The organism is Pseudomonas sp. DF5 (assembly GCF_058148225.1).
Window position 1 is genome coordinate 35,854 of sequence record NZ_JBYVYM010000006.1, and the last position, 23,262, is coordinate 59,115.

Here is a 23,262-nt window from a genome sequence, read left to right on the forward strand (position 1 = left end):
TATGCACATGGACCGATCATTTTCTGCTTCACTCAAGGCTCGCCCAAAGGCTTGCTGCCCGGATCATAGGGGAATGGCGTAATGGCAACGGTAGACCGCTGGCTGCTGCCAGATGGCATCGAAGAAGTACTGCCACCGGAGGCTGCGCGCATAGAAGTTGCGCGTCGCCAGGTGTTGGATCTGTTCCAGAGCTGGGGTTACGAGTTTGTCGTGACTCCCCATATCGAGTACCTGGAATCCCTGCTGACCGGCGCAGGCCAGGACCTCGATCTGCGCACCTTCAAGGTCATCGACCCGCAGTCGGGCCGGCAGATGGGTTTCCGTGCCGACATCACGCCACAAGTGGCGCGCATCGATGCGCACACCCTGCGTCGCGAAGGTCCGAGCCGTCTGTGCTATGCCGGTAGCGTGCTGCATGCTCAGCCACGTGCGTTGTCATCCTCGCGCAGCCCGATTCAACTGGGCGCCGAGTTGTACGGCGATGCCAGCCCGAGCAGCGACGTGGAAGTCATCAGCCTGATGCTGGCCATGTTGCAACTGGCCGATGTGCCGGATGTGCACATGGACCTCGGGCATGTCGGCATCTACCGCGGCCTGGCCCGCGCCGCCGGTTTGTCCGGAGAAGTCGAGCAACAGTTGTTCGATGCATTGCAACGTAAAGCCATCGACGAGGTCATTACCTTGACCGAAGGCCTGCCTGCCGATCTGTCGGGCATGCTGCGAGCGTTGGTCGACCTGTGTGGCGGTCGTGAAGTGTTGAGCGCTGCCCGCGAGCGTCTGGCCAATGCGCCGGCGCCTGTTCTGGCGGCGCTGGACGACTTGCTGGCGATTGCCGAGCGTCTGTCCACGCGTTTCCCGGAGTTACCGCTGTACTTCGATCTGGGCGAATTGCGCGGCTACCACTACCACACTGGTGTGGTGTTCGCCGTGTTCGTGCCGGGTGTTGGCCAGTCCATCGCTCAGGGCGGTCGTTACGACGACATCGGTGCCGACTTCGGTCGCGCCCGCCCGGCGACAGGCTTCTCCACCGATTTGAAAACCCTGGTGACCCTGGGGCGTGCTGAGATCGAGCTACCGTCTGGCGGTATCTGGATGCCTGACAGTACGGATGCAGCACTCTGGCAGCAGGTTTGCCAGTTGCGCAGTGAGGGTCAGCGTGTCGTTCAGGCATTGCCTGGGCAACCTTTGGCCGCCGCCCGTGAAGCGGACTGCGACCGGCAATTGATTCAGCAGAACGGGCTTTGGCAAGTATCGCCACTGGCTTCTTGAGTTTTCCTGCCGGCCGCCGCCGGCACCAAGTTTGCGCGAATGAGGACAAGTGTTATGGGTAAGAATGTCGTAGTCCTGGGCACCCAATGGGGTGATGAGGGCAAAGGCAAGATCGTTGATCTGCTGACCGAACATGCTGCCGCCGTAGTGCGCTACCAAGGTGGCCACAACGCTGGTCACACTCTGGTGATCGACGGCGAAAAAACCGTCTTGCACCTGATCCCGTCTGGCGTACTGCGCGAAGGCGTGCAGTGCCTGATCGGTAACGGCGTGGTGGTTGCACCCGACGCCCTGCTGCGGGAAATCAACAAGCTGGAAGAGAAAGGCGTACCGGTGCGTGAGCGCCTGCGTATCAGCCCGTCCTGCCCGCTGATCCTGTCCTACCACGTAGCGCTGGACCAGGCCCGTGAAAAGGCCCGTGGCGAGCTGAAGATCGGCACCACCGGTCGCGGCATCGGCCCGGCTTACGAAGACAAGGTTGCCCGTCGCGGTCTGCGTATCGGTGACCTGTTCCACCGTGAGCGTTTCGCCGCCAAGCTGGGCGAGTTGCTGGATTACCACAACTTCGTACTGGTCAATTACTACAAAGAGCCAGCGATCGACTTCCAGAAGACACTCGACGAGTGCATGGAATACGCCGAGCTGCTCAAGCCGATGATGCTCGACGTCACCGCAGAGCTGCACAACCTGCGTCGTGCCGGCAAGGACATCATGTTCGAAGGCGCCCAGGGCTCCCTGCTGGACATCGACCACGGCACCTACCCGTACGTTACCAGCTCCAACACCACCGCTGGCGGCATCGCCACCGGTTCAGGTGTGGGGCCGATGTTCCTGGATTACATCCTCGGCATCACCAAGGCTTACACCACGCGCGTCGGTTCCGGTCCGTTCCCGACTGAGCTGTTCGACGACGTTGGTGCGTTCCTGGCCAAGCGTGGCCACGAGTTCGGCGCCACCACCGGCCGTGCCCGTCGTTGCGGCTGGTTCGATGCCGTGATCCTGCGTCGCGCTATCGATGTGAACAGCATCTCGGGCCTGTGCCTGACCAAGCTGGACGTGCTGGACGGCCTGGAAACCATCAACATCTGCGTAGGCTACAAGAACGAAGACGGTGCAGTGATCGACGCACCGACCGACGCTGACAGCTACATCGGCCTGGAGCCGGTGTACGAGCAGATGCCTGGCTGGAGCGAGTCGACCCTGGGTGCCAAGACCCTGGAAGAGCTGCCTCAGGCTGCGCGCAACTACATCAAGCGCATCGAAGAGTTGGTCGGCGCGCCGATCGACATTATTTCGACGGGCCCGGACCGCAACGAAACCATCGTTCTGCGTCACCCGTTCGCTTAATAAGTTGTTGATGTAAAACACAAAGGCCCCTTAATCGGGGCCTTTGTCGTTTATGCCTGTTGGACGGCATGACCTTTGCTGTGAATATCGCCTTCAGAATGCCATCAATTTAATGGCGTTAGAGTAGAGGGATTTCCTGTGTCGGCCGTTCTCTCACTGTTACAAAGCCGTTTGTTGCGGCCCGTGTTCGTTACCCTTGGTATCGCTCTTTTGGTGCAGGTGCTGGTGGCTGTCGCTCTGACCCGGAGCACGGTGACTGCGCTGGAAACCGATCTGGGCGTGCGCCTGGGCGCCGATAGCCAAAAGCTCTCCGGTGAGCTGGAGCAGGCGGGGCGTGAAGTCACATCGAGCCTGGATAACCTGTCCAGCAGTACCCGCCAGCGCCTGACCGCCGGGCTGTCTTCACGTTTGAAAGACGAGCAGGCTCAACTGCGTACGACGCTGGAGAAGGATCTGAAGGAGTCCGCCAACGACATGGCGCAGCTTCTGGCTTCGGTCGCACCCCGTGCCATGTGGGACAGCGACATTCCCACCCTGTCCGAATTCGCTCGCCGCGCCCAGCGCAATCCCAACGTGTTGTTCGTGGTCTATGACGACGCCACGGGTCAGCACCTGACGCGCTACCTCAACCGGGAGAACCCGATCAACAAGATGCTGTTGGAGAAAGGCCAGGGTGAGCGGGCGCTGGACAAGGTGCTGGATGCTGCGAAGAGCGATCCGTCGGTCTACTACCTCGAAGCCTCGATCAGTCCCAATGGGGTGGAAATCGGCAAGGTCTTGATGGGGGTCTCAACTGCTTCCGTGGAAACCGATCTGGCGGCCCTGGACAAACGCTTCTCGGCGCTGATCGCCAGCAGCGATCAATTGGTGGGTGACAGCCTCAAGGGTGCGGCGGCCGACAGCGCAACGGCGATGCGCGGGCGTCTGCAATCGGCGCAATCCACCGCTTCTGAAATGAAAGCCAACACCACGGGCGCCGTGCAGGAAGCTGCGGGGGCTTTGCGCTGGCGCATCGGCATGGGCTTGGCGGTGGTGGGTTTTGGTGTGCTGCTGTTGCTGGCGGTGGTGCTGGGGCGTCGAGTGGTCAACCGCCTGAAAATGCTCATTGCCGCGATGGATGACTTGGCGGCAGGCGAGGGTGACCTGACCAAGCGCGTGCAGATCAGCAGCCAGGATGAGATCGGTGACATGGCCTCGGCGGTCAATCGCTTTGTGGATAAGTTGCAGCCGATCGTGCGTGAGGCGGGCGATGTAGCCCAGCGTACCGGTGTGGAAATCGGCGCCATGACCCTGCGCAATGCCGGTGCCGATGCGGCGGCTGGCATGCAGCGCGATGAAGTGGCCGAAAGCTTGCGCGCGTTGTCGCAAATGGCTGACGAGGCCCAGTCTGAAAGCCACGCCATGCAGGCCGCTTTGCAGCAGGTGGTGGGCATTCGTCAGGCCACGGATGAGAACACCCGGACTTCGGCGAAGGTCGGTAGTCTCATCGAGGCATTGGCCGGACAGGTCGACACCGGCGCGAAAGTCATCGAGCGTCTGGCGCAGCAGAGTGAGCAGATTGAAGTGGTGCTGACGGTGATTCACGGGATCGCCGAACAAACCAACTTGCTGGCGCTGAACGCGGCCATTGAAGCGGCGCGTGCCGGCGAGACCGGTCGCGGGTTTGCTGTGGTGGCGGACGAGGTACGGGCGCTGGCGAGCAAGACGCAGAGCTCTACCGGCGATATTCAGGCGCACATTGTTGCGCTGCAGCAGGGCGCGCGCGAGGCCGTCGCGGCAATCGGGCAGGCTGGGCGTCAGGCCAGCGAAGGCCTGCTGGTGTTGCGCGATAGCGCGCGGTTGCAACAGTCGGTGCAGGCGTCGGTCGAGCAGGTGCATGCGGCGATTGGCCTGGCGACCCAGGCCGCGGCGCATCAGGCGCAAGGTGCGCAGGCTGTGCGTGGGCGGGTTGAGACCATTCATGCCCAAGCTGAAAAAGCGGCTCAGGCGGTGGTGGAGACCACGGCCAGCGGCAAGGTGCTGGATGGGTTGGCGGCGCAGCTGAAGGCGAGCCTGGGGCAGTTCAGGGCTTAGGTTTCTCGTTCGCAGGTCTGGTGCCTTCGCGGGCAAGCCTCGCTCCTACAAGGGCTACGTAATCCTTGTAGGAGCGAGGCTTGCCCGCGAAGCTTTTCAACGACTCAAATACATCCGCGTCGTCAGCAGATACACAGGCAACCCCGACACCACAATCAACAACGCCGCATAAGGCGCCGCCGCCGCGAACTCCACATTCGCGGTATGCGCCCAGACTTCCGTCGCCAATGTATTGAGCCCGGTCGGGCTCAGCAGCAGCGTCGCTGTCAGTTCCTTCATTGCATCCAGAAACACCAGCGCAAACGCAGCGCCCAGGGCGGGAAAGATAATAGGCAGGGTCACCCGACAAAACGCGCTGAAAGACGACGCGCCCAGTGTGCGTGCGGCTTCTTCCAATTGCGGCGCGGCCTTGTTCAGTGCAGTGCGAATCGGTGCCTGCGCCAGTGGCAGAAACAACAGCGCATAGGCAATCAGCAGCAGCGCCGAGGTCTGGTACAGCACAGGCACATAATGCAGGGCGAAATACACCAGGGTCAGTGCAATCACCAATCCCGGCAGTGCATGCAGCAGATACGGCAAGCGCTCGGCCCAGATTGCCAGTCGGCCTTTATGGCGCACCACCAGCAACCCCACCGGCACCGCCAGCACCAGGCACAGCGCTGCTCCACCAAGCGACAGCGCCAGCGACGACAACAGTGCCTCGCTGATCGCAGCTACCGGGAACGCTGCCGACGAACCCACCATCAACCAGTACGCCAGCATTCCCAGTGGAATGCCGCTGCCGATGATCGCCAGCAGCAAGCAGTAAAGTTGTCCCACAGCCGCCCACGGCCCGAGGCGAACCTGCTCCGCATGCCGAGCAGCGCCCTGGCCGGTGCGTACGTGACGGCCTTTGCCGCGCACGCGTAACTCAAGCCATAGCAGCACCAGGCACAGCGCCAGCAACACCGCAGAAAGCATCGCTGCATTGGCGTTGCTGAATTCCAGTTCGAACTGCTGATAGATCGCCGTGGTAAAGGTTTGCAGGCCGATGATCGAGAGCGCGCCGAACTCCACCAGCATGTGCAGCGCAATCAACAGTGAACCGGCCAGCAGTGACGGCCAGAGCAGGGGTAGGGTGATTTTGAAGAATACACCCCAACGATTCTGCCCCAGGGTGCGGGCAGACTCTTCAAGAGAGGGGTCGAGATTGCGCAGCGTTGCCGCGACCGGCAGAAAGATCAGCGGGTACTTGGACAGGGTCATCACCAGTATCGCCCCGCCCAGCCCTTCGAAGTGAGCACTCAGGGAGACCCAGGTGAAGCTGCTGACAAATGCCGGCACCGCGAACGGCAGGCACAGAATCACGCCCCATAACCGCCGTCCCGGCAGATTGCTGCGCTCCAGCAGCCAGGCGAGTGACAGGCCAATCACTGCGCAGGCTAATGTGACGCCCAGCATCAGCGCCAGGGTATTGCGCAGCAGGCCAAACACGTAGGGCCGCCACAGCAGATGCAGCGCCTCGGCCCAGCCGGCTTGCCAGGTTTTGAGGCCGACATAGGCCAGCGGCAACAGGCTGAGTACCACCAGCAGCAGAACCGGTAGCAGCAGCCAGATCGACGGCCGCTTGCGCCTTGGCATGTAGCCCCCGTGCGAAGCGGGGGCGGATAACGAGGTGCTCATCAGTTCAAGCCAACGTCACGTTCCAGGTCCAGGGCTTCTTCGGCGTTGCCGAGATCGGCTGGCGTGACGTTCGGCGCTTGCAGCTCGCCGAACGGCTTGAGACCGCGATCCGATGCCATGCCCTTGTGCAACGGGTATTCGGCGGTGGTCTGGGTGATCACGCGCTGACCTTCTTCGCTGGCCATGTAGGCGAGCAATTGCTGGGCTTCTTTTGGATGTTTGCTGGATTTCAGTACGCCAGCACTGGAAACGGTGATCAGTCCGCCGACGTCACCACCGGTGAAGTAATGCAGTTTCGAGTCGAGTTGGCCTTTTTCACGTTGCAAGGCGAACCAGTAATAGTTGTTCACCAGTACGGTGGCGACTTCGCCATTTTCCACGGCTTTCAGCGCAACCATGTTGTTGCTGTAGGTCTTGCCGAACGCACGCAGGCCGGTCAGCCATTCTTCGGCGGCATCCATCCCGTGGACCTTGATAATCGCCACGGCCTGTTCCTGAAAGGCGCCACTGCTAGGCACGAAGCCGACCTTGCCTTGCCATTTTGGATCGGAGAACTCCATCACTGACTTGGGCAGGTCTTTTTCGTCGATCAGTTTAGGGTTGAAGGCGACAACCCGGACCCGCGCGGTGATGCCGATCCAGGTACCGTTACCGGCAACGTAGTCCTTGGGCAGGACTTCTAGCGTGGTGGCATCGGCTTTCGCCAGCAGGCCTTGTTCGCCAAGCTTGTTCAGCGGTGGCGATTCTTCGGTGTAGATCACATCGGCAGGGGAGCGGTCGCCTTCTTCGACGATCTGGCTGGCGAGCTGGTTGCTGCTGCCCTTGCGCACATTGACGTGAATCCCGGTCTTGGCTTCGAAGGCTTTGGCGACGGCGTCGCCGACTTCCTTGTGTTGACCGTTATAGAGCGTCAGGGAAACCGGGTCGGCGGCTTGGGTGAGGGGCGTGGCGAGTGTCAGGCCAAGGAGGGTGATGGTCAGGCCGCGGCGCAGGGTATTTCGAAGCATCATTCGCAGGGTTCCTCACTGTCGCATTGCAAAAACTTGAAACAATGATAAACGATATTGTTTCTCAAGTGCGCCTTGCAGGGCGGGTGAGGGTTTGCTAGAGGGGGCTGGTGCAGATATTTGTGGCGAGGGAGCTTGCTCCCGTTCGGCTGCGGAGCAGTCGCAAAATCGGGCAATAAGGTTTGACTGAAAGAATGAGGGGGCCGCTTCGCAGCCCAGCGGGAGCAAGCTCCCTCGCCACAAAGGTCGGCGATGGCTTCAAAGGCCAGAAACGCAAAAACCCGCTTTCGCGGGTTTTTGTGAAATTCAAGATCGTAACCTTGAATTTGAATTGGTGCCCAGAAGAAGACTCGAACTTCCACGACCTTGCGGTCACCAGCACCTGAAGCTGGCGTGTCTACCAATTTCACCATCTGGGCATGATCTTCAGCGTTGCCGCTGTCGATGTGGCGCACTATACGGAGAGCATTTTGATCTGTAAACCCCTGATTTAATTTTAATAATTCAGAAGCGTTAAATGCAAAAAACCCGCTTTCGCGGGTTTTTGTGTGAGCCTTGAAATTGATCTAATCTCAAGCTCGAAATTGGTGCCCAGAAGAAGACTCGAACTTCCACGACCTTGCGGTCACCAGCACCTGAAGCTGGCGTGTCTACCAATTTCACCATCTGGGCAGTATCGGCAGCGCTAGTGCGTCGTCGATGGCGCGCACTATACGGAGCGTCTTTTTAACTGTAAACCCCTGCCATCAAAAAAACCTGGAAAATTTTACCGGCGGCATTCAAATCAGCTTTGCGGTGTCGATAAAGGGCTTTAGATGGGCTGTCATAGCCTGAAATTTCCCGTTTCATTACGCCTATGCCAAACTAACCCGCATATAGACAAGGTGAAAACTCTCTAATGGCCGATTGGCAGTCCCTCGATCCCGAGGCCGCTCGTGAAGCGGAAAAATATGAAAACCCTATTCCTAGCCGTGAACTGATCCTTCAGCACCTTGCTGATCGAGGTTCGCCTGCTAACCGCGAGCAGCTGGTCGAAGAGTTTGGTCTGACCACGGAAGACCAGATCGAAGCCCTGCGCCGCCGCCTGCGCGCCATGGAGCGCGATGCTCAACTGATCTATACCCGTCGCGGCACCTATGCGCCGGTCGACAAGCTCGACCTGATCCTGGGCCGCATCAGCGGTCACCGTGATGGCTTCGGCTTCCTGGTCCCGGACGACGGCAGTGACGACCTGTTCATGAGCCCGGCGCAAATGCGCTTGGTGTTCGATGGTGACCGTGCCCTGGCACGGGTTTCCGGCCTCGACCGTCGCGGTCGCCGCGAAGGCATGATTGTCGAAGTGGTGTCCCGCGCCCACGAGAGCATCGTCGGTCGTTACTTCGAGGAAGGCGGTATCGGTTTCGTCGTCGCAGACAATCCGAAGATCCAGCAAGAAGTGCTGGTGACGCCAGGTCGCAACGCCAACGCACAGATCGGTCAGTTCGTCGAAGTGAAGATCACTCACTGGCCGACGCCACGCTTCCAGCCGCAAGGCGATGTGGTCGAGGTCGTGGGCAACTACATGGCTCCGGGCATGGAAATCGATGTTGCCCTGCGCACCTACGATATTCCGCACGTCTGGCCTGAAGCGGTCTTGAAAGAAGCCGCCAAGCTCAAGCCTGAAGTCGAAGAGAAAGACAAAGAGAAGCGCATCGACCTGCGTCATCTGCCGTTCGTGACCATCGACGGCGAAGATGCGCGCGACTTCGATGACGCGGTCTACTGCGAAGCCAAACCAGGTAAGCTGCGCCTGTTCTCCGGTGGCTGGAAGTTGTACGTGGCGATTGCCGACGTCTCCAGTTACGTGAAAATCGGTTCGGCGCTGGATAACGAATCCCAGGTTCGCGGCAACTCGGTGTACTTCCCCGAGCGCGTGGTGCCGATGCTGCCTGAACAGCTGTCCAACGGCCTGTGCTCGCTGAACCCGCACGTCGATCGCCTGGCCATGGTTTGCGAGATGACCATCTCCAAATCCGGCGAAATGACCGACTACTGCTTCTACGAAGCGGTGATTCACTCCCATGCCCGCCTGACCTACAACAAGGTCAGCACCATGCTGGAGACGCCGAAAGTCACCGAGGCGCGTCAACTGCGTGGCGAATACACCGACGTCCTGCCGCACCTAAAACAGCTGTATGCGCTGTACAAGGTTCTGCTGGCGGCTCGTCATGTGCGCGGCGCGATCGATTTCGAAACCCAGGAAACCCGGATCATCTTCGGTTCCGAGCGCAAGATTGCCGAAATCCGTCCGACCGTTCGCAACGATGCTCACAAGCTGATTGAGGAGTGCATGCTGGCGGCCAACGTGGCCACCGCCGAATTCCTGAAAAAGCACGAAATCCCTGCGTTGTATCGCGTCCACGACGGCCCGCCACCGGAGCGTCTGGAAAAATTGCGCGCCTTCCTCGGCGAGCTCGGCCTGTCCCTGCACAAAGGCAAGGACGGTCCGTCGCCAAAGGATTACCAGGCTTTGCTCGCGGGCATCAAGGATCGTCCGGATTTCCACCTGATCCAGACCGTCATGCTGCGCTCGTTGAGTCAGGCGGTGTACAGCGCCGATAACCAGGGCCACTTCGGCCTGAATTACGAAGCCTATACCCACTTCACTTCGCCGATCCGTCGCTACCCGGACCTGCTCACGCACCGGGCGATCCGCAGCGTCATCCATTCGAAAATGGACACTCCGCACGTTCGCCGTGCCGGCGCGATGACTATTCCGAAGGCGCGGATCTATCCGTACGACGAAGCGACCCTGGAGCAGCTCGGCGAACAGTGCTCTATGAGCGAGCGCCGTGCCGACGAAGCGACCCGCGACGTAGTGAACTGGCTCAAGTGCGAGTTCATGAAAGACCGCGTGGGCGAATCGTTCCCGGGTGTGATTACCGCCGTGACCGGTTTCGGCCTGTTCGTCGAACTGACCGATATTTACGTCGAAGGGCTGGTGCATGTTACCGCGCTGCCGGGCGACTACTACCACTTCGATCCTGTGCACCACCGCCTCGCCGGTGAGCGTACCGGTCGCAGCTTCCGCCTGGGCGACACCGTTGAAGTGCGCGTGATGCGCGTCGACCTCGACGAGCGCAAGATCGACTTCGAGATGGCCGAAAAAACCATCAGTGCGCCGATCGGCCGCAAAAAGCGCGGTACTGAAACCGCAGCGCCTGCTACCAAGACAGCTGCCGAGCCGGCACCGGCCAAGGTCGGTCGTCGTCCTGCCAAGGAAAAGGTCGTTGAGGCCTATCGCCCGAGCGATGCGGCGGCAAAAAATGCCGAGTTGCGCAAAAGTCGTGAAATGAAACAGGCGTTGCTGGCTGAAGCGAAAAGCGGCGGTAAAGCGGCGTCTGGGGGAAAGACCGGGCGGTCGGCGCCTGACAAGGCTTCCGGCGGCAAGCCAGCCAAACCGAGCAAACACCGTAAAGGCCCGCCAAAAGCGGGTTCCGCTCCAGCCGCCAGAAGCGGCGGGGCGCGTAAACCTAAGGCCAAGTCATGAGTCAGTTGGAAAAGATCTACGGCGTGCACGCAGTAGAAGCGTTGTTGCGTCACCACCCAAAGCGCGTCAAGCAGATCTGGCTGGCTGAAGGCCGCAGTGATCCGCGGGTTCAGACGCTAATCGAGCTGGCTGCCGAAAATCGCGTGGCCGTCGGTCAGGCCGAGCGCCGTGAGCTGGACGCCTGGGTTGAAGGCGTGCACCAGGGCGTGGTGGCGGACGTGAGTCCGAGCCAGGTCTGGGGCGAGGCGATGCTCGACGAATTGCTCGATCGCACCGAAGGTGCACCGTTGCTGCTGGTGCTCGACGGCGTGACCGATCCGCACAATCTCGGCGCTTGCCTGCGTTCGGCCGATGCGGCCGGCGCGCTGGCGGTGATCGTGCCGAAGGACAAGTCAGCCACGCTGACCCCGACGGTTCGAAAAGTTGCTTGTGGCGCGGCGGAAGTGATTCCGTTGGTTGCGGTGACCAACCTGGCGCGCACCCTGGAAAAACTCAAGCAGCGCGGCCTGTGGGTCGTCGGCACGGCGGGCGAGGCTGAGCAGGACCTGTATCAACAGGATCTGACCGGCCCGACCATCCTGATCATGGGGGCGGAAGGCAGCGGTATGCGCCGTCTGACTCGCGATCTTTGCGACTATCTGGTGCGCCTGCCGATGGCTGGTAGCGTCAGCAGTCTCAACGTTTCCGTGGCTACCGGCGTCTGCCTGTTCGAAGCGCTGCGCCAGCGCGGCGTCAAAGCCGCCGGGACCGCCAAAAAGTCCTAAGCTGGACATGATCCAAATGTGGGAGCGGGCTTGCTCGCGAAAGCGGTGTGTCATTCAGCAAAAATGTTGGATGTGATGCCGCATTCGCGAGCAAGCCCGCTCCCACATTGGCTCTGCGCCATGGTGCAGGTCGATGGTGTTAACGAGCTGTTCAAATAATCACCAATTGCCTTGCACCTCTCTCGACCCTTCTCTACAATTGCGCCCCTTGCTGTGACGGCAGGCACGCATGTGTCTATCGCAAGCAAGTCCATAAGTGTCATTCACTCCTTGTCTGACCGCTTTTGAGCGGCAGGCTACAACCCGTAAGGAGCATTCATGCGTCATTACGAAATCATCTTTTTGGTCCACCCGGATCAAAGCGAGCAAGTCGGCGGCATGGTTGAGCGTTACACCAAGCTGATCGAAGAAGACGGCGGCAAAATCCACCGCCTGGAAGATTGGGGCCGTCGTCAACTGGCCTACGCAATCAACAATGTTCACAAGGCTCACTACGTGATGCTGAACGTTGAGTGCACTGGCAAGGCCCTGGCCGAGCTGGAAGACAACTTCCGCTACAACGATGCAGTGATCCGTAACCTGGTCATCCGTCGCGACGAAGCCGTTACCGGCCAATCCGAGATGCTCAAGGCTGAAGAAAACCGCAGTGAGCGCCGTGAGCGTCGCGACCGTCCTGAGCACTCCGACGCTGAAGGCGTTGACGGTGATGACAGCGACAACAGCGATAACGCTGACGAGTAATCCACGGACCTTTTGAGGAGCCTATTACATGGCACGTTTCTTCCGTCGTCGTAAATTCTGCCGCTTCACCGCTGAAGACGTGAAAGAGATCGATTACAAAGATCTCAACACTCTGAAAGCTTACGTATCCGAGACCGGCAAAATCGTTCCAAGCCGCATCACCGGTACCAAAGCACGTTATCAGCGTCAGCTGGCCACCGCTATCAAGCGCGCCCGCTTCCTGGCCCTGCTGGCCTACACCGACAGCCACGGCCGCTGAGACCGGGCAGTCGACACGTAGCAAAGGATTGAATGCATGCGCGCCTTAGCTGAGTTCATCATGCGCGGCCGTATGCAGGCCACTCTGGTAGTGGCTGGATGCGCAACATTGCCGTTGTTGTATTGGTTGGGTGCTGCCGCCGGATGCCTTGTGCTCCTGCGGCGCGGATTGAAGGACGCCGTTGGCGTACTTGCTCTGGGACTGCTGCCGGCGTTGATCTGGTGGCTTTACTCCGACGATCCACGGGCACTTCTGGTGCTGCTGGGGTCTTCGAGCCTTGCGTTGGTTTTGCGCGCAAGCGAGTCCTGGAACCGCGTGCTGCTGGTCAGCATAGCGATGGGATTGGTGTTTTCAGTGGTGCTGGGGGCGGCTTTTGCGCCCCAGATCGAGATGCTGGCGCAGGCTTTGATAAAAGTCATGCCGTCGCTACTCGGTGATGTCTACCAGCAATTGTCGGTAGACGAGCAAGCGCGTTTCGCGTCCCTGATTGCACCGGTCCTGACCGGCCTGATTGCGGCCTTGTTGCAAATCGTCAGTGTGCTGAGCCTGATTGTCGGGCGCTACTGGCAGGCGTTGTTGTACAACCCGGGTGGTTTTGGTCGCGAGTTTCGCGCCATCCGAATCCCGCTGGGACCGGCGATGTTGCTGCTGGTGTTGATGCTTCTGGGGCCGAATCTGGGCCCGCAGATGGCCATGTTGACGCCGTTGTGCAGCGTACCGCTGGTGTTCGCCGGGCTGGCCCTGATTCACGGGCTGGTGGCGCAAAAGCGACTGGCCAGGTTCTGGCTGGTGGGGTTGTACGTCACGCTGTTGCTGTTCATGCAACTGATCTATCCGTTGCTGGTGGTCCTGGCCATCGTCGACAGCCTGATTGATTTTCGCGGTCGTTCGGCACCGAAAGATGCCGATAGCGCGAACGGTGAAGGTTAAAAGTTAAGAGGATTTTCACATGCAACTGATCCTTCTGGAAAAAGTCACCAACCTGGGCAACCTGGGTGACAAAGTGAACGTTAAGGCTGGTTACGGCCGTAACTACCTGCTGCCTTACGGCAAAGCTACCGCTGCGACCCCAGCCAACCTGGCTGCGTTCGAAGAGCGTCGCGCTGAGCTGGAAAAAGCCGCAGCAGACCGTAAAGCATCGGCTGAAAGCCGTGCCGCCCAACTGGCTGAGCTGGAAGTGACTATCACTGCCACCGCTGGTGACGAAGGCAAGCTGTTCGGTTCGATCGGCACCCACGACATCGCTGATGCACTGACCGCCTCCGGCGTTGAAGTTGCAAAAAGCGAAGTTCGTCTGCCGAACGGCACCATCCGCAACGTAGGCGAATTCGACGTGGCCGTGCACCTGCACGCCGAAGTTGAAGCCACCGTACGCGTTGTCGTGGTAGCAGCTTAAGCAGCACTTGTCGGCTGGCACCCTCGGGTGCTTGCCGGTAACATCGGGCACGATCCTGTTTACAGGTCGTGCCCTTTGTCTTTCTGCAGTTCCTGATTTTCACAATCCCTGCTTTTCCTGAATAAACCAAGTGGCCATGAACGATATCTCCGCTCCCGAGCAATACGATCTGCAAACCGCTGCCCTGAAGGTGCCGCCGCATTCCATCGAGGCCGAACAGGCCGTGCTCGGTGGTCTGATGCTGGACAACAACGCCTGGGAACGCGTGCTCGATCAAGTCTCCGACGGCGATTTCTATCGACATGACCACCGCCTGATTTTCCGCGCGATCGCCAAACTGGCCGATCAGAACATGCCGATCGACGTCGTGACCCTGTCCGAGCAACTGGACAAGGAAGGTCAGACCTCGCAAGTCGGTGGCCTCGGTTACCTTGGCGAACTGGCGAAAAACACGCCGTCGGTCGCCAACATCAAGGCCTATGCCCAGATCGTTCGCGAACGGGCAACCCTGCGCCAGTTGATCGGCATCAGCACCGAAATCGCCGACAGCGCTTTTAACCCTGAAGGCCGCACCGCCGCCGAAATCCTCGATGAGGCCGAACGGCAGATCTTCCAGATCGCCGAAGCTCGTCCGAAAACCGGCGGCCCGGTGAGCGTCAACGACCTGCTGACCAAGGCCATCGACCGTATCGACACGCTGTTCAATACGGATAACGCCATTACCGGTCTGTCCACCGGCTATACCGACCTCGACGAGAAGACCAGCGGCCTGCAACCGTCCGACCTGATCATCGTCGCTGGTCGTCCGTCCATGGGTAAAACCACCTTTGCGATGAACCTGGTGGAAAACGCCGTGTTACGCAGTGAGAAGGCCGTACTGGTTTACTCGTTGGAGATGCCAGGTGAGTCGCTGATCATGCGTATGCTTTCGTCCCTGGGTCGTATCGACCAGACCAAGGTGCGTTCCGGTCAGCTGGAAGACGACGACTGGCCGCGCCTGACCTCGGCAGTCAACCTGCTCAACGATCGCAAGCTGTTCATCGATGACACGGCGGGTATCAGTCCGTCGGAAATGCGTGCCCGGACCCGGCGTCTGGTACGTGAACACGGTGATATCGGCCTGATCATGATCGACTACTTGCAACTGATGCAGATTCCGGGTTCCAGCGGTGACAACCGGACCAACGAGATTTCCGAGATCTCCCGATCCCTGAAAGCCCTGGCCAAGGAATTCAACTGCCCGGTGGTGGCACTGTCCCAGCTCAACCGTTCCCTGGAACAACGTCCGAACAAGCGCCCGGTGAACTCCGACTTGCGGGAATCGGGAGCGATCGAGCAGGACGCCGACGTGATCATGTTCGTATACCGGGACGAGGTGTATCACCCGGAAACCGAACACAAAGGCATCGCCGAAATCATCATCGGCAAGCAGCGGAACGGCCCGATCGGCTTTATCCGCCTGGCCTTCATCGGCAAATACACCCGATTTGAAAACCTGGCGCCAGGTAGCTACAACTTCGACGACGATGAATAACCTGCGCAGGGACTTTGTGGCGAGGGAGCTTGCTCCCGCTGGGTTGCGTAGCAACCCCAAAACCTGAGTCATCCTGTTTCAGGTGCACCGTATTTGCATATGTTGCGACTGCTTCGCAGTCGAGCGGGAGCAAGCTCCCTCGCCACAGAGGTTGCGTATATCGCTCGCTGATTTCCGACCATAGCCGTCGGAATTGGTCAAAATTTGTGCTATATTCCGCGCCCGCGAAATTCAATGAAAGCCAACACCGGTTATCGACATGCAAGCAGCCAAGCCGTTATTTGACTATCCCAAGTACTGGGCCGAATGTTTCGGGCCAGCGCCATTCCTGCCCATGAGCAGGGAGGAGATGGATCAGCTCGGCTGGGATTCCTGCGACATCATCATCGTCACCGGTGATGCCTACGTCGACCATCCGTCGTTCGGCATGGCGATCATCGGCCGGCTGCTGGAGGCCCAGGGTTTCCGCGTCGGGATCATTGCGCAGCCAAACTGGCAGTCCAAAGACGACTTCATGAAGCTCGGCGAGCCGAACCTGTTTTTCGGTGTCGCGGCCGGCAACATGGACTCGATGATCAACCGCTACACCGCCGACAAGAAAATCCGTTCCGACGACGCCTACACCCCCGGTGGCCTGGCGGGCAAACGTCCGGACCGCGCGAGCCTGGTTTACAGCCAGCGCTGCAAGGAAGCCTACAAGCACGTGCCGATTGTGCTCGGCGGTATCGAAGCCTCCCTGCGCCGCATCGCCCACTACGATTACTGGCAGGATCGGGTGCGTAACTCGATCCTGATCGACGCCTGCGCCGACATCCTGCTCTACGGCAACGCCGAGCGTGCGATCGTCGAAGTCGCCCAGCGCCTGTCCTATGGTCACAAGATCGAAGACATCACCGATGTGCGCGGCACCGCGTTCATCCGCCGTGATACGCCGCAAGGCTGGTACGAAGTCGACTCCACGCGCATCGACCGTCCGGGCAAGATCGACAAGATCATCAACCCGTACGTCAACACCCAAGACACCGCCGCCTGCGCCATCGAGCAGGAAAAGGGGCCGGTTGAGGATCCGAGCGAGGCTAAGGTCGTACAGATCCTGGCCAGCCCGAAAATGACCCGTGACAAGACCGTCATTCGTCTGCCGTCGGTTGAAAAAGTCCGTGGCGACGCGGTGCTTTACGCTCACGCCAACCGCGTGTTGCACCTGGAAACCAACCCGGGCAACGCCCGCGCTCTGGTGCAAAAGCACGGCGAGGTAGACGTCTGGTTCAACCCGCCGCCGATTCCGATGACCACCGAAGAAATGGACTACGTGTTCGGCATGCCTTACGCGCGAGTTCCGCACCCGGCGTACGGCAAGGAAAAGATCCCGGCCTACGAGATGATCCGTTTCTCGGTGAATATCATGCGTGGCTGCTTCGGCGGCTGCACCTTCTGCTCGATCACCGAGCACGAAGGCCGGATCATCCAGAACCGTTCCGAAGAGTCGATCATTCGCGAAATCGAAGAGATCCGCGACAAGGTTCCGGGTTTCACCGGCGTCATTTCCGACCTCGGCGGCCCGACCGCGAACATGTACCGCATCGCCTGCAAGACCCCGGAAATCGAATCCGCGTGCCGCAAGCCTTCATGCGTGTTCCCTGGCATTTGCCCGAACCTCAATACCGACCACTCATCGCTGATCCAGCTCTATCGCAGCGCTCGGGCCTTGCCGGGTGTGAAGAAGATCCTGATCGCCTCCGGCCTGCGCTACGACCTTGCGGTCGAGTCGCCGGAGTACGTCAAGGAGCTGGTGACCCACCACGTCGGTGGTTACCTGAAGATCGCCCCGGAACACACCGAGGAAGGTCCGCTCAACCAGATGATGAAACCGGGCATCGGCAGCTATGACAAGTTCAAGCGCATGTTCGAGAAGTACACCAAGGAAGCCGGGAAAGAGCAGTACCTGATTCCGTACTTCATCGCCGCTCACCCGGGCACCACTGACGAAGACATGATGAACCTGGCCCTGTGGCTTAAGGGCAACGGTTTCCGTGCCGACCAGGTGCAGGCGTTCTACCCGTCGCCGATGGCCACCGCCACCGCGATGTACCACTCGGGCAAGAACCCGCTGCGCAAGGTCACTTACAAGAGCGACGGCGTGACCATCGTCAAGAGCGAAGAGCAGCGTCGCCTGCACAAGGCATTCTTGCGTTATCACGACCCGAAAGGCTGGCCGATGCTGCGTGAAGCGCTGACCCGCATGGGCCGCGCCGACCTGATCGGGCCGGGCAAGAACCAATTGATCCCGTTGCATCAGCCAGCGACCGACAGCTACCAGAGCGCCCGTCGCAAGAACTCGACGCCGGCTGGCAGCCACAAAGTAGCCAAGGAAACGACCACCAAGATCCTGACCCAGCACACCGGCCTGCCACCGCGTGCCAGCGATGGCGGTAACCCGTGGGACAAGCGTGAACAAGCCAAGGCAGCGGCATTTGCCCGCAACCAGCAGGCGGCCAAGGAGCGCAAGGATGCGGCCAAAGGCAAGGGGCCGAAGCCTGCGCGCAAGCCGGTTGTGCCGCGTTAATCTCCGCGCCATATCGCAAAACGCCAGCCTTAGTGCTGGCGTTTTGTTTTCTAGCGAGCGTGCGGCCTGCTAAGGTGGCGCGCACTTCAACGGCTGCCCGGACAACCGATTTCCCTGTATAGCGCCCAATCCTGTGGGCGCCGGGCTCGCCCGCGATGACGGCGGCACAGGCAATAAAGATCTCACCCCCGATTCTCAAGGACGATTCACATGAGCAACCCGTTACCGGGCATCGGCATGGATTACAGCCCCTCCCAGTTCATGGCCCGCCAACGCATCGAAAGCCAGATCAACCTGCCACGCCTGTTCGCCGCCATCGACGACGCCCCCGGAATCGTCGGCGCGGGCGTGGTGTACATTGACGCTGAATTCAACGTAGTGACCCTGCGCGAGTTCAAGCCGATTTGCAGCATCAAGCCCAAGCGGATCATTTTGCGCGAGGCGCAGAAGTACATTGCGCCTGCTCAATTCGCTCAGCAGGTGCAGGACAATCCGCGCGAATCGCGCCTGGTTGGTGAGGCAGTCAACACCAGCTTATCGTGCGCGGGTGCAGTGATCGGCTGGATCGTAGTGCTCAGTGGCTCCGTGGCTATTCCGTTTTCGGCAGGGGCAAGTACGGTGGTCGCTGCGCTCGGCTATACCGCTGCGGCTGCCAGCTCAGTGCAGTGTTTTGCCAGCGGCTATCGGACCCGCAATGAGATCGTCAACCCCGCCCGTAACGATGAGCTCGACAGCGAAGAGTGGTACCAGTACACCATGATTGCGCTGGACGCTGCGTCCTTGGTCGGGGTAGGCGCATCCACGCTGACAACGCTCAAACTGGTCAGGCTGAATAAGGCCACGACCGGGAAAAGTGTCAGGGAAGTGCTCAGGGGGCTGAATCGACAGGAACGTGCCAAACTGACCAAAGAACTATTGAGCATCAACGACCCGCGCTTGACGTCGAAGATGATCAAGTTGAAGCAGTTGTCGGGCGAATTGCCCAAGCGTTTCACACCCACCGAGGTCAAGAATGCAACGGTCACTCAGATAAAAGACGCCTTGGGCGCCGCTATCGGTTTTACCGGCAGTGCAATTTTGGGGAATGCCCGCACCATTGCCGTAGGTCTGTACGAGGAGGCTGAGCAATGAATGAGCTGCCCAGCATTCGCAATTTTCTATCGAAGTATTTCCCGGTCTTCATGGGGGCAATATTCGCGTCAATTTTTACCCTGGTCTTTGCGGTGCCTTTGTTTTTCGAAAGCTATTTTCGAAACCTTCCGTTGGCTGACAACGCCAAGTACTCGTTTTTCGGGGGGATCGCGCTGACCCTCATCGTCGTGCACTGCCATTTCATGGTCGCGCGCGGTCGTCCGCATTGGGTGCGGCCTCTGGTCGTGCTTCTGGCCCTTTGTTTTCTTGGGGTATTGCCCACCATTGCATATGAGGTGCATCCCCTGATTTACGCTGTGACGTTGTTGTTCCCATTGCTGGCGCTATTGCTGCTCAACAGCAAGCGTCACCGCGAGATGCGCCAGAAGCTGCTTGAAGTACGTCACTTGCGCCAAGCTGTTATTGCAAAGCACAAAGCCCGTTAGTTGGGTAGATTCGGGCCCCGCTCTTCACACGTGCGCCACAAATATGTGCAACTCTCGCACCATAACCGCAGCCACGGCGCCGTTTTGGTGCTGTACTGCACCGGGTCTGTTGATAAAGCGCAATGACCGCCGCTCTGGCATAAGTCTTGCGCGCTTTGTGTCTATGCCCTGGCTCGCAGGAGGCCGCCGTGTCGATTCATGTCGCATTGCATCACGTCACGCATTACCGCTACGACCGCGCCGTCGAGCTTGGTCCGCAGATCGTTCGCCTGCGTCCGGCCGCCCACAGCCGCACGCGGATATTGTCCTATGCGCTGAAAGTCTCGCCCGAGCAGCATTTCATCAACTGGCAACAAGACCCTCAGGGCAATTACCTGGCGCGGTTGGTGTTCCCGGAGAAAACCGATGAACTGAGGATCGAGGTCGACCTGCTGGCCGAGATGGCAGTCTTCAATCCCTTCGACTTCTTCCTCGAGCCCTACGCCGAGAAGATCCCTTTCGCCTATGCAGCGGATGAGCGCAAAGAGCTGGCGCCGTACCTGGAAACCTTGCCGCTGACGCCGACATTCAAGGCCTATCTGGACGGCATCGACCGCACGCCGCTGCCCAGCGTGGATTTCCTCGTCGCGATCAACCAGCGCCTGAGCGAAGACATCGGTTACCTGATTCGTATGGAGCCGGGCGTACAGACTCCGGAATACACCCTCGAACAGGCCTCCGGCTCCTGCCGCGACTCGGCGTGGTTGCTGGTGCAATTGCTGCGCAACCTCGGCCTGGCGGCGCGATTCGTCTCCGGTTACCTGATCCAGCTGACCGCCGATGTCAAAAGCCTCGACGGTCCCTCGGGCACCGAAGTGGACTTCACTGACCTGCATGCCTGGTGCGAAGTCTATTTGCCCGGTGCCGGCTGGATCGGCCTGGACGCAACCTCAGGGTTGTTTGCCGGTGAAGGACACATCCCGTTGGCGTGCAGCCCCGACCCATCCTCTGCGGCACCGATCAGTGGTTTGGTGGAACCGTGCGAGTGCGAATTCACCCACGAAATGTCGGTCGAGCGGATTTGGGAAGCGCCAAGGGTTACCAAACCCTACACCGAAGACCAATGGCTGGCGATTCAGGCATTGGGCCGGCAGATCGATGCCGATTTGCTCGAAGGCGACGTGCGCCTGACCATGGGCGGCGAGCCGACGTTCGTTTCCATCGATGACCCGGACGGCCCGGAGTGGAACACCGCCGCGCTCGGGCCAGACAAGCGTCGGCTGTCAGCCGAACTGTTCCAGCGCATGCGCAAACATTACGCGCCCAAGGGCCTGGTGCATTTCGGTCAAGGCAAGTGGTACCCCGGCGAGCAACTGCCGCGCTGGTCGCTGAACTGTTATTGGCGCCGCGATGGCGTGCCGATCTGGCATAACAGCGCGCTGATCGCCGATGAGCAGGAAGATTACGGCGCCGATGGTGAACTGGCCGGGCGTTTTCTGGCGAGCGTCGCCGAACGCTTGAAAATTCCGACACGCTTCGTGTTCCCTGCCTACGAAGACAATTTCTATTACCTCTGGCGCGAAGGCGCTTTACCGCAGAACGTCAGCGCCGAAGACTCACGCCTGGAAGAACCTTTGGAGCGTGCGCGCCTGCGCAAAGTCTTCAGCCAAGGCCTGGACAAGGTCATCGGTCAGGTCCTGCCGCTGGCGCGCACCGCCAAGGGCGATCAATGGCAGAGCGGTCGCTGGTACTTGCGCGAGGAACACTGCCGGTTGGTGCCGGGGGATTCGCCACTGGGTTATCGCTTGCCACTCGGTTCGCAGCCTTGGGTGAAAGCCGCGGAGTACCCGTTCATTCATCCCACGGACCCGAATCAGGATTTCCCGGCGCTACCGGACACCGACCAGCTACAGAATCACACTCAACCGAAAACGGCCGACGAACGTGTGCCCGAGATCGACCAGTCTGCCGATTGGTTGACCCGCACCGCGTTCTGCGCCGAAGCACGTGAAGGTCGGTTGTACCTGTTCATGCCGCCACTGGAGCGGGTCGAGGACTACCTGGAACTGGTCGCCGCCATCGAAGCCACCGCCGAGGAACTGCATTGCCCGGTATTGCTGGAAGGCTATGAACCACCGAGCGATCCGCGCCTGAGTAACTTTCGCATTACCCCGGATCCGGGCGTGATTGAGGTCAACGTCCAGCCGTCCGCTACCTGGGACGAGTTGGTGGAACGTACCGAGTTTCTTTACGAAGAGGCGCGCCAGACTCGGCTGACCACCGAGAAATTCATGATCGACGGCCGACACACCGGCACCGGCGGCGGTAACCATTTCGTCCTGGGTGGCGCGACCCCGGCTGACTCGCCGTTTCTGCGTCGTCCCGACCTGCTGCGCAGCCTGATCAGCTACTGGCATAACCACCCGTCCTTGTCCTACCTGTTTTCCGGGCTGTTCATCGGCCCGACATCCCAGGCACCGCGGGTGGACGAAGCGCGCAACGATTCGCTGTATGAACTGGAAATCGCCTTCGCCCAGATGCCGAAGCCGGGCGAAGAATGCCCGCCATGGCTGGTGGATCGCTTGTTGCGCAATTTGCTGATCGACGTGACCGGCAACACCCACCGCGCCGAGTTCTGCATCGACAAGCTCTATTCACCGGACGGCGCCACCGGACGCCTTGGCTTGCTGGAACTGCGAGCCTTTGAAATGCCGCCCCATGCGCGCATGAGCCTGGCTCAGCAGTTGTTGTTGCGGGCGCTGGTGGCGCGGTTCTGGCGCGAGCCTTATGCGCCGCCGAAGCTGGCACGATGGGGCACCGAACTGCACGACCGGTTCCTGCTGCCGCACTTTATCGAGCAAGATTTCGCCGATGTGATCGTCGACCTGAATGCCGCCGGATATCCGGTGCGGGCCGAGTGGTTCGCGGCGCATCTGGAGTTCCGTTTTCCCAAGGTCGGCGACTACGCCGTCAGCGGCATCGAACTGGAATTGCGTCAGGCGCTGGAGCCCTGGCATGTGTTGGGCGAAGAGGGCAGCGCGGGCGGTACGGTGCGTTATGTGGATTCGTCCCTGGAACGTTTGCAGGTCAAGCTGACGGGGTTGCCGCCGCAACGTTATCTGCTGACCTGCAATGGCATCCCGGTGCCGTTGCAACCTACCGGTCGGGTCGGCGAGTTCGTCGCCGGTGTACGTTTCCGTGCCTGGCAACCGTACAACTGTCTGCAACCGACTATCCCGGTCCACGCACCGCTGGTGTTCGACTTGCTCGACACCTGGATGGGGCGTTCGCTGGGTGGTTGTCAGTACCACGTCGCCCATCCGGGCGGGCGCAACTACGACAGCCTGCCGGTGAACGCCAATGAAGCCGAGAGCCGGCGGATGGCGCGTTTCTTCCGCATCGGACACACGCCGGGGAAACTTCCTGTACCGAATCTGGAAATCAACGACGAGCTGCCGATGACGCTCGATTTGCGACGCTTTTAAACCGTACGCGACGCTCGGATTTTTCGTCTATCCGGGCGTCATGAGCCTGCGTTAGTCTGACCGTTCTTTGCTGTCTG

General features: G+C 60.0%; 16 protein-coding genes and 2 tRNA genes. 14 read left to right on the plus strand and 4 right to left on the minus strand.

Annotated elements, in window-relative coordinates; translation table 11 throughout:
* Positions 1-81: 81 nt before the first annotated feature.
* From AC30D7_RS07515 to AC30D7_RS07525, 3 genes are all read left to right on the plus strand, one after another.
* Positions 82-1,269: an ATP phosphoribosyltransferase regulatory subunit gene (locus AC30D7_RS07515; RefSeq protein WP_007939588.1), complete on the plus strand. Its 1,188-nt coding sequence runs from the start codon at positions 82-84 to the stop codon at positions 1,267-1,269.
* A gap of 54 nt (positions 1,270-1,323) precedes the next feature.
* Positions 1,324-2,616, plus strand: a complete 1,293-nt coding sequence (locus AC30D7_RS07520; RefSeq protein WP_018928499.1) for an adenylosuccinate synthase — start codon at positions 1,324-1,326, stop codon at positions 2,614-2,616.
* A 138-nt stretch (positions 2,617-2,754) separates the two neighbouring features.
* Positions 2,755-4,689, plus strand: coding sequence for a methyl-accepting chemotaxis protein (locus AC30D7_RS07525; protein WP_490133611.1), 1,935 nt, complete (start codon positions 2,755-2,757; stop codon positions 4,687-4,689).
* A gap of 96 nt (positions 4,690-4,785) precedes the next feature.
* On the opposite strand, the gene AC30D7_RS07530 is transcribed toward AC30D7_RS07525, so the two are convergent.
* The 4 genes from AC30D7_RS07530 to AC30D7_RS07545 all read right to left on the minus strand — a co-directional run bounded on the left by AC30D7_RS07530 (position 4,786) and on the right by AC30D7_RS07545 (position 8,030).
* On the minus strand, positions 4,786-6,351 hold the full coding sequence (locus AC30D7_RS07530; protein WP_490133612.1) for an ABC transporter permease: 1,566 nt from the start codon (positions 6,349-6,351) through the stop codon (positions 4,786-4,788).
* Positions 6,351-7,361 carry an iron ABC transporter substrate-binding protein gene (locus AC30D7_RS07535; protein ID WP_490133613.1) on the minus strand — a complete coding sequence of 337 codons (1,011 nt, stop codon included), beginning with the start codon at positions 7,359-7,361 and terminating at the stop codon, positions 6,351-6,353. The genes AC30D7_RS07530 and AC30D7_RS07535 overlap by 1 nt, the downstream gene beginning before the upstream one ends.
* Positions 7,362-7,690: 329 nt before the next feature.
* A tRNA-Leu gene (locus AC30D7_RS07540) sits at positions 7,691-7,777 on the minus strand.
* A 166-nt stretch (positions 7,778-7,943) separates the two neighbouring features.
* Positions 7,944-8,030, minus strand: a tRNA-Leu gene (locus AC30D7_RS07545).
* A 226-nt stretch (positions 8,031-8,256) separates the two neighbouring features.
* Here AC30D7_RS07545 and rnr point away from each other — a divergent pair.
* The 11 genes from rnr (at position 8,257) to AC30D7_RS07600 (ending at position 23,185) form a co-directional block, all read left to right on the plus strand.
* Positions 8,257-10,887: a ribonuclease R gene (rnr, locus tag AC30D7_RS07550; RefSeq protein WP_490133614.1), complete on the plus strand. Its 2,631-nt coding sequence runs from the start codon at positions 8,257-8,259 to the stop codon at positions 10,885-10,887.
* A complete protein-coding gene (gene rlmB / locus AC30D7_RS07555) occupies positions 10,884-11,651 on the plus strand; it encodes a 23S rRNA (guanosine(2251)-2'-O)-methyltransferase RlmB (protein ID WP_018928494.1) in 768 nt (255 codons plus the stop codon). The genes rnr and rlmB overlap by 4 nt, the downstream gene beginning before the upstream one ends.
* Before the next feature lie 318 nt (positions 11,652-11,969).
* Positions 11,970-12,392, plus strand: coding sequence for a 30S ribosomal protein S6 (gene rpsF / locus AC30D7_RS07560; RefSeq protein ID WP_037015709.1), 423 nt, complete (start codon positions 11,970-11,972; stop codon positions 12,390-12,392).
* Between the two features lie 28 nt (positions 12,393-12,420).
* Positions 12,421-12,651: a 30S ribosomal protein S18 gene (gene rpsR, locus AC30D7_RS07565; RefSeq protein WP_002551829.1), complete on the plus strand. Its 231-nt coding sequence runs from the start codon at positions 12,421-12,423 to the stop codon at positions 12,649-12,651.
* 36 nt (positions 12,652-12,687) lie between these two features.
* On the plus strand, positions 12,688-13,581 hold the full coding sequence (locus tag AC30D7_RS07570) for a hypothetical protein (protein WP_490133615.1): 894 nt from the start codon (positions 12,688-12,690) through the stop codon (positions 13,579-13,581).
* A gap of 19 nt (positions 13,582-13,600) precedes the next feature.
* Positions 13,601-14,047, plus strand: coding sequence for a 50S ribosomal protein L9 (rplI, locus tag AC30D7_RS07575; protein WP_007939577.1), 447 nt, complete (start codon positions 13,601-13,603; stop codon positions 14,045-14,047).
* Between the two features lie 136 nt (positions 14,048-14,183).
* Entirely contained in the window at positions 14,184-15,581 is a 1,398-nt protein-coding gene (gene dnaB / locus AC30D7_RS07580; RefSeq protein ID WP_490133616.1) for a replicative DNA helicase, read from the plus strand.
* 259 nt (positions 15,582-15,840) lie between these two features.
* On the plus strand, positions 15,841-18,144 hold the full coding sequence (locus AC30D7_RS07585; protein WP_204123904.1) for a YgiQ family radical SAM protein: 2,304 nt from the start codon (positions 15,841-15,843) through the stop codon (positions 18,142-18,144).
* Positions 18,145-18,354: 210 nt separating this feature from the next.
* Positions 18,355-19,275 (plus strand): Ssp4 family T6SS effector, encoded by a 921-nt coding sequence (gene ssp4 / locus AC30D7_RS07590; protein WP_490133617.1) that lies wholly within the window; start codon positions 18,355-18,357, stop codon positions 19,273-19,275.
* Positions 19,272-19,721 (plus strand): hypothetical protein, encoded by a 450-nt coding sequence (locus tag AC30D7_RS07595; protein WP_490133618.1) that lies wholly within the window; start codon positions 19,272-19,274, stop codon positions 19,719-19,721. The genes ssp4 and AC30D7_RS07595 overlap by 4 nt, the downstream gene beginning before the upstream one ends.
* 188 nt (positions 19,722-19,909) lie before the next feature.
* The gene (locus AC30D7_RS07600) at positions 19,910-23,185 is read left to right on the plus strand and encodes a transglutaminase family protein (protein WP_490133619.1); all 3,276 of its coding nucleotides are present in this window, start codon (positions 19,910-19,912) and stop codon (positions 23,183-23,185) included.
* The last annotated feature ends 77 nt before the right edge of the window (positions 23,186-23,262 follow it).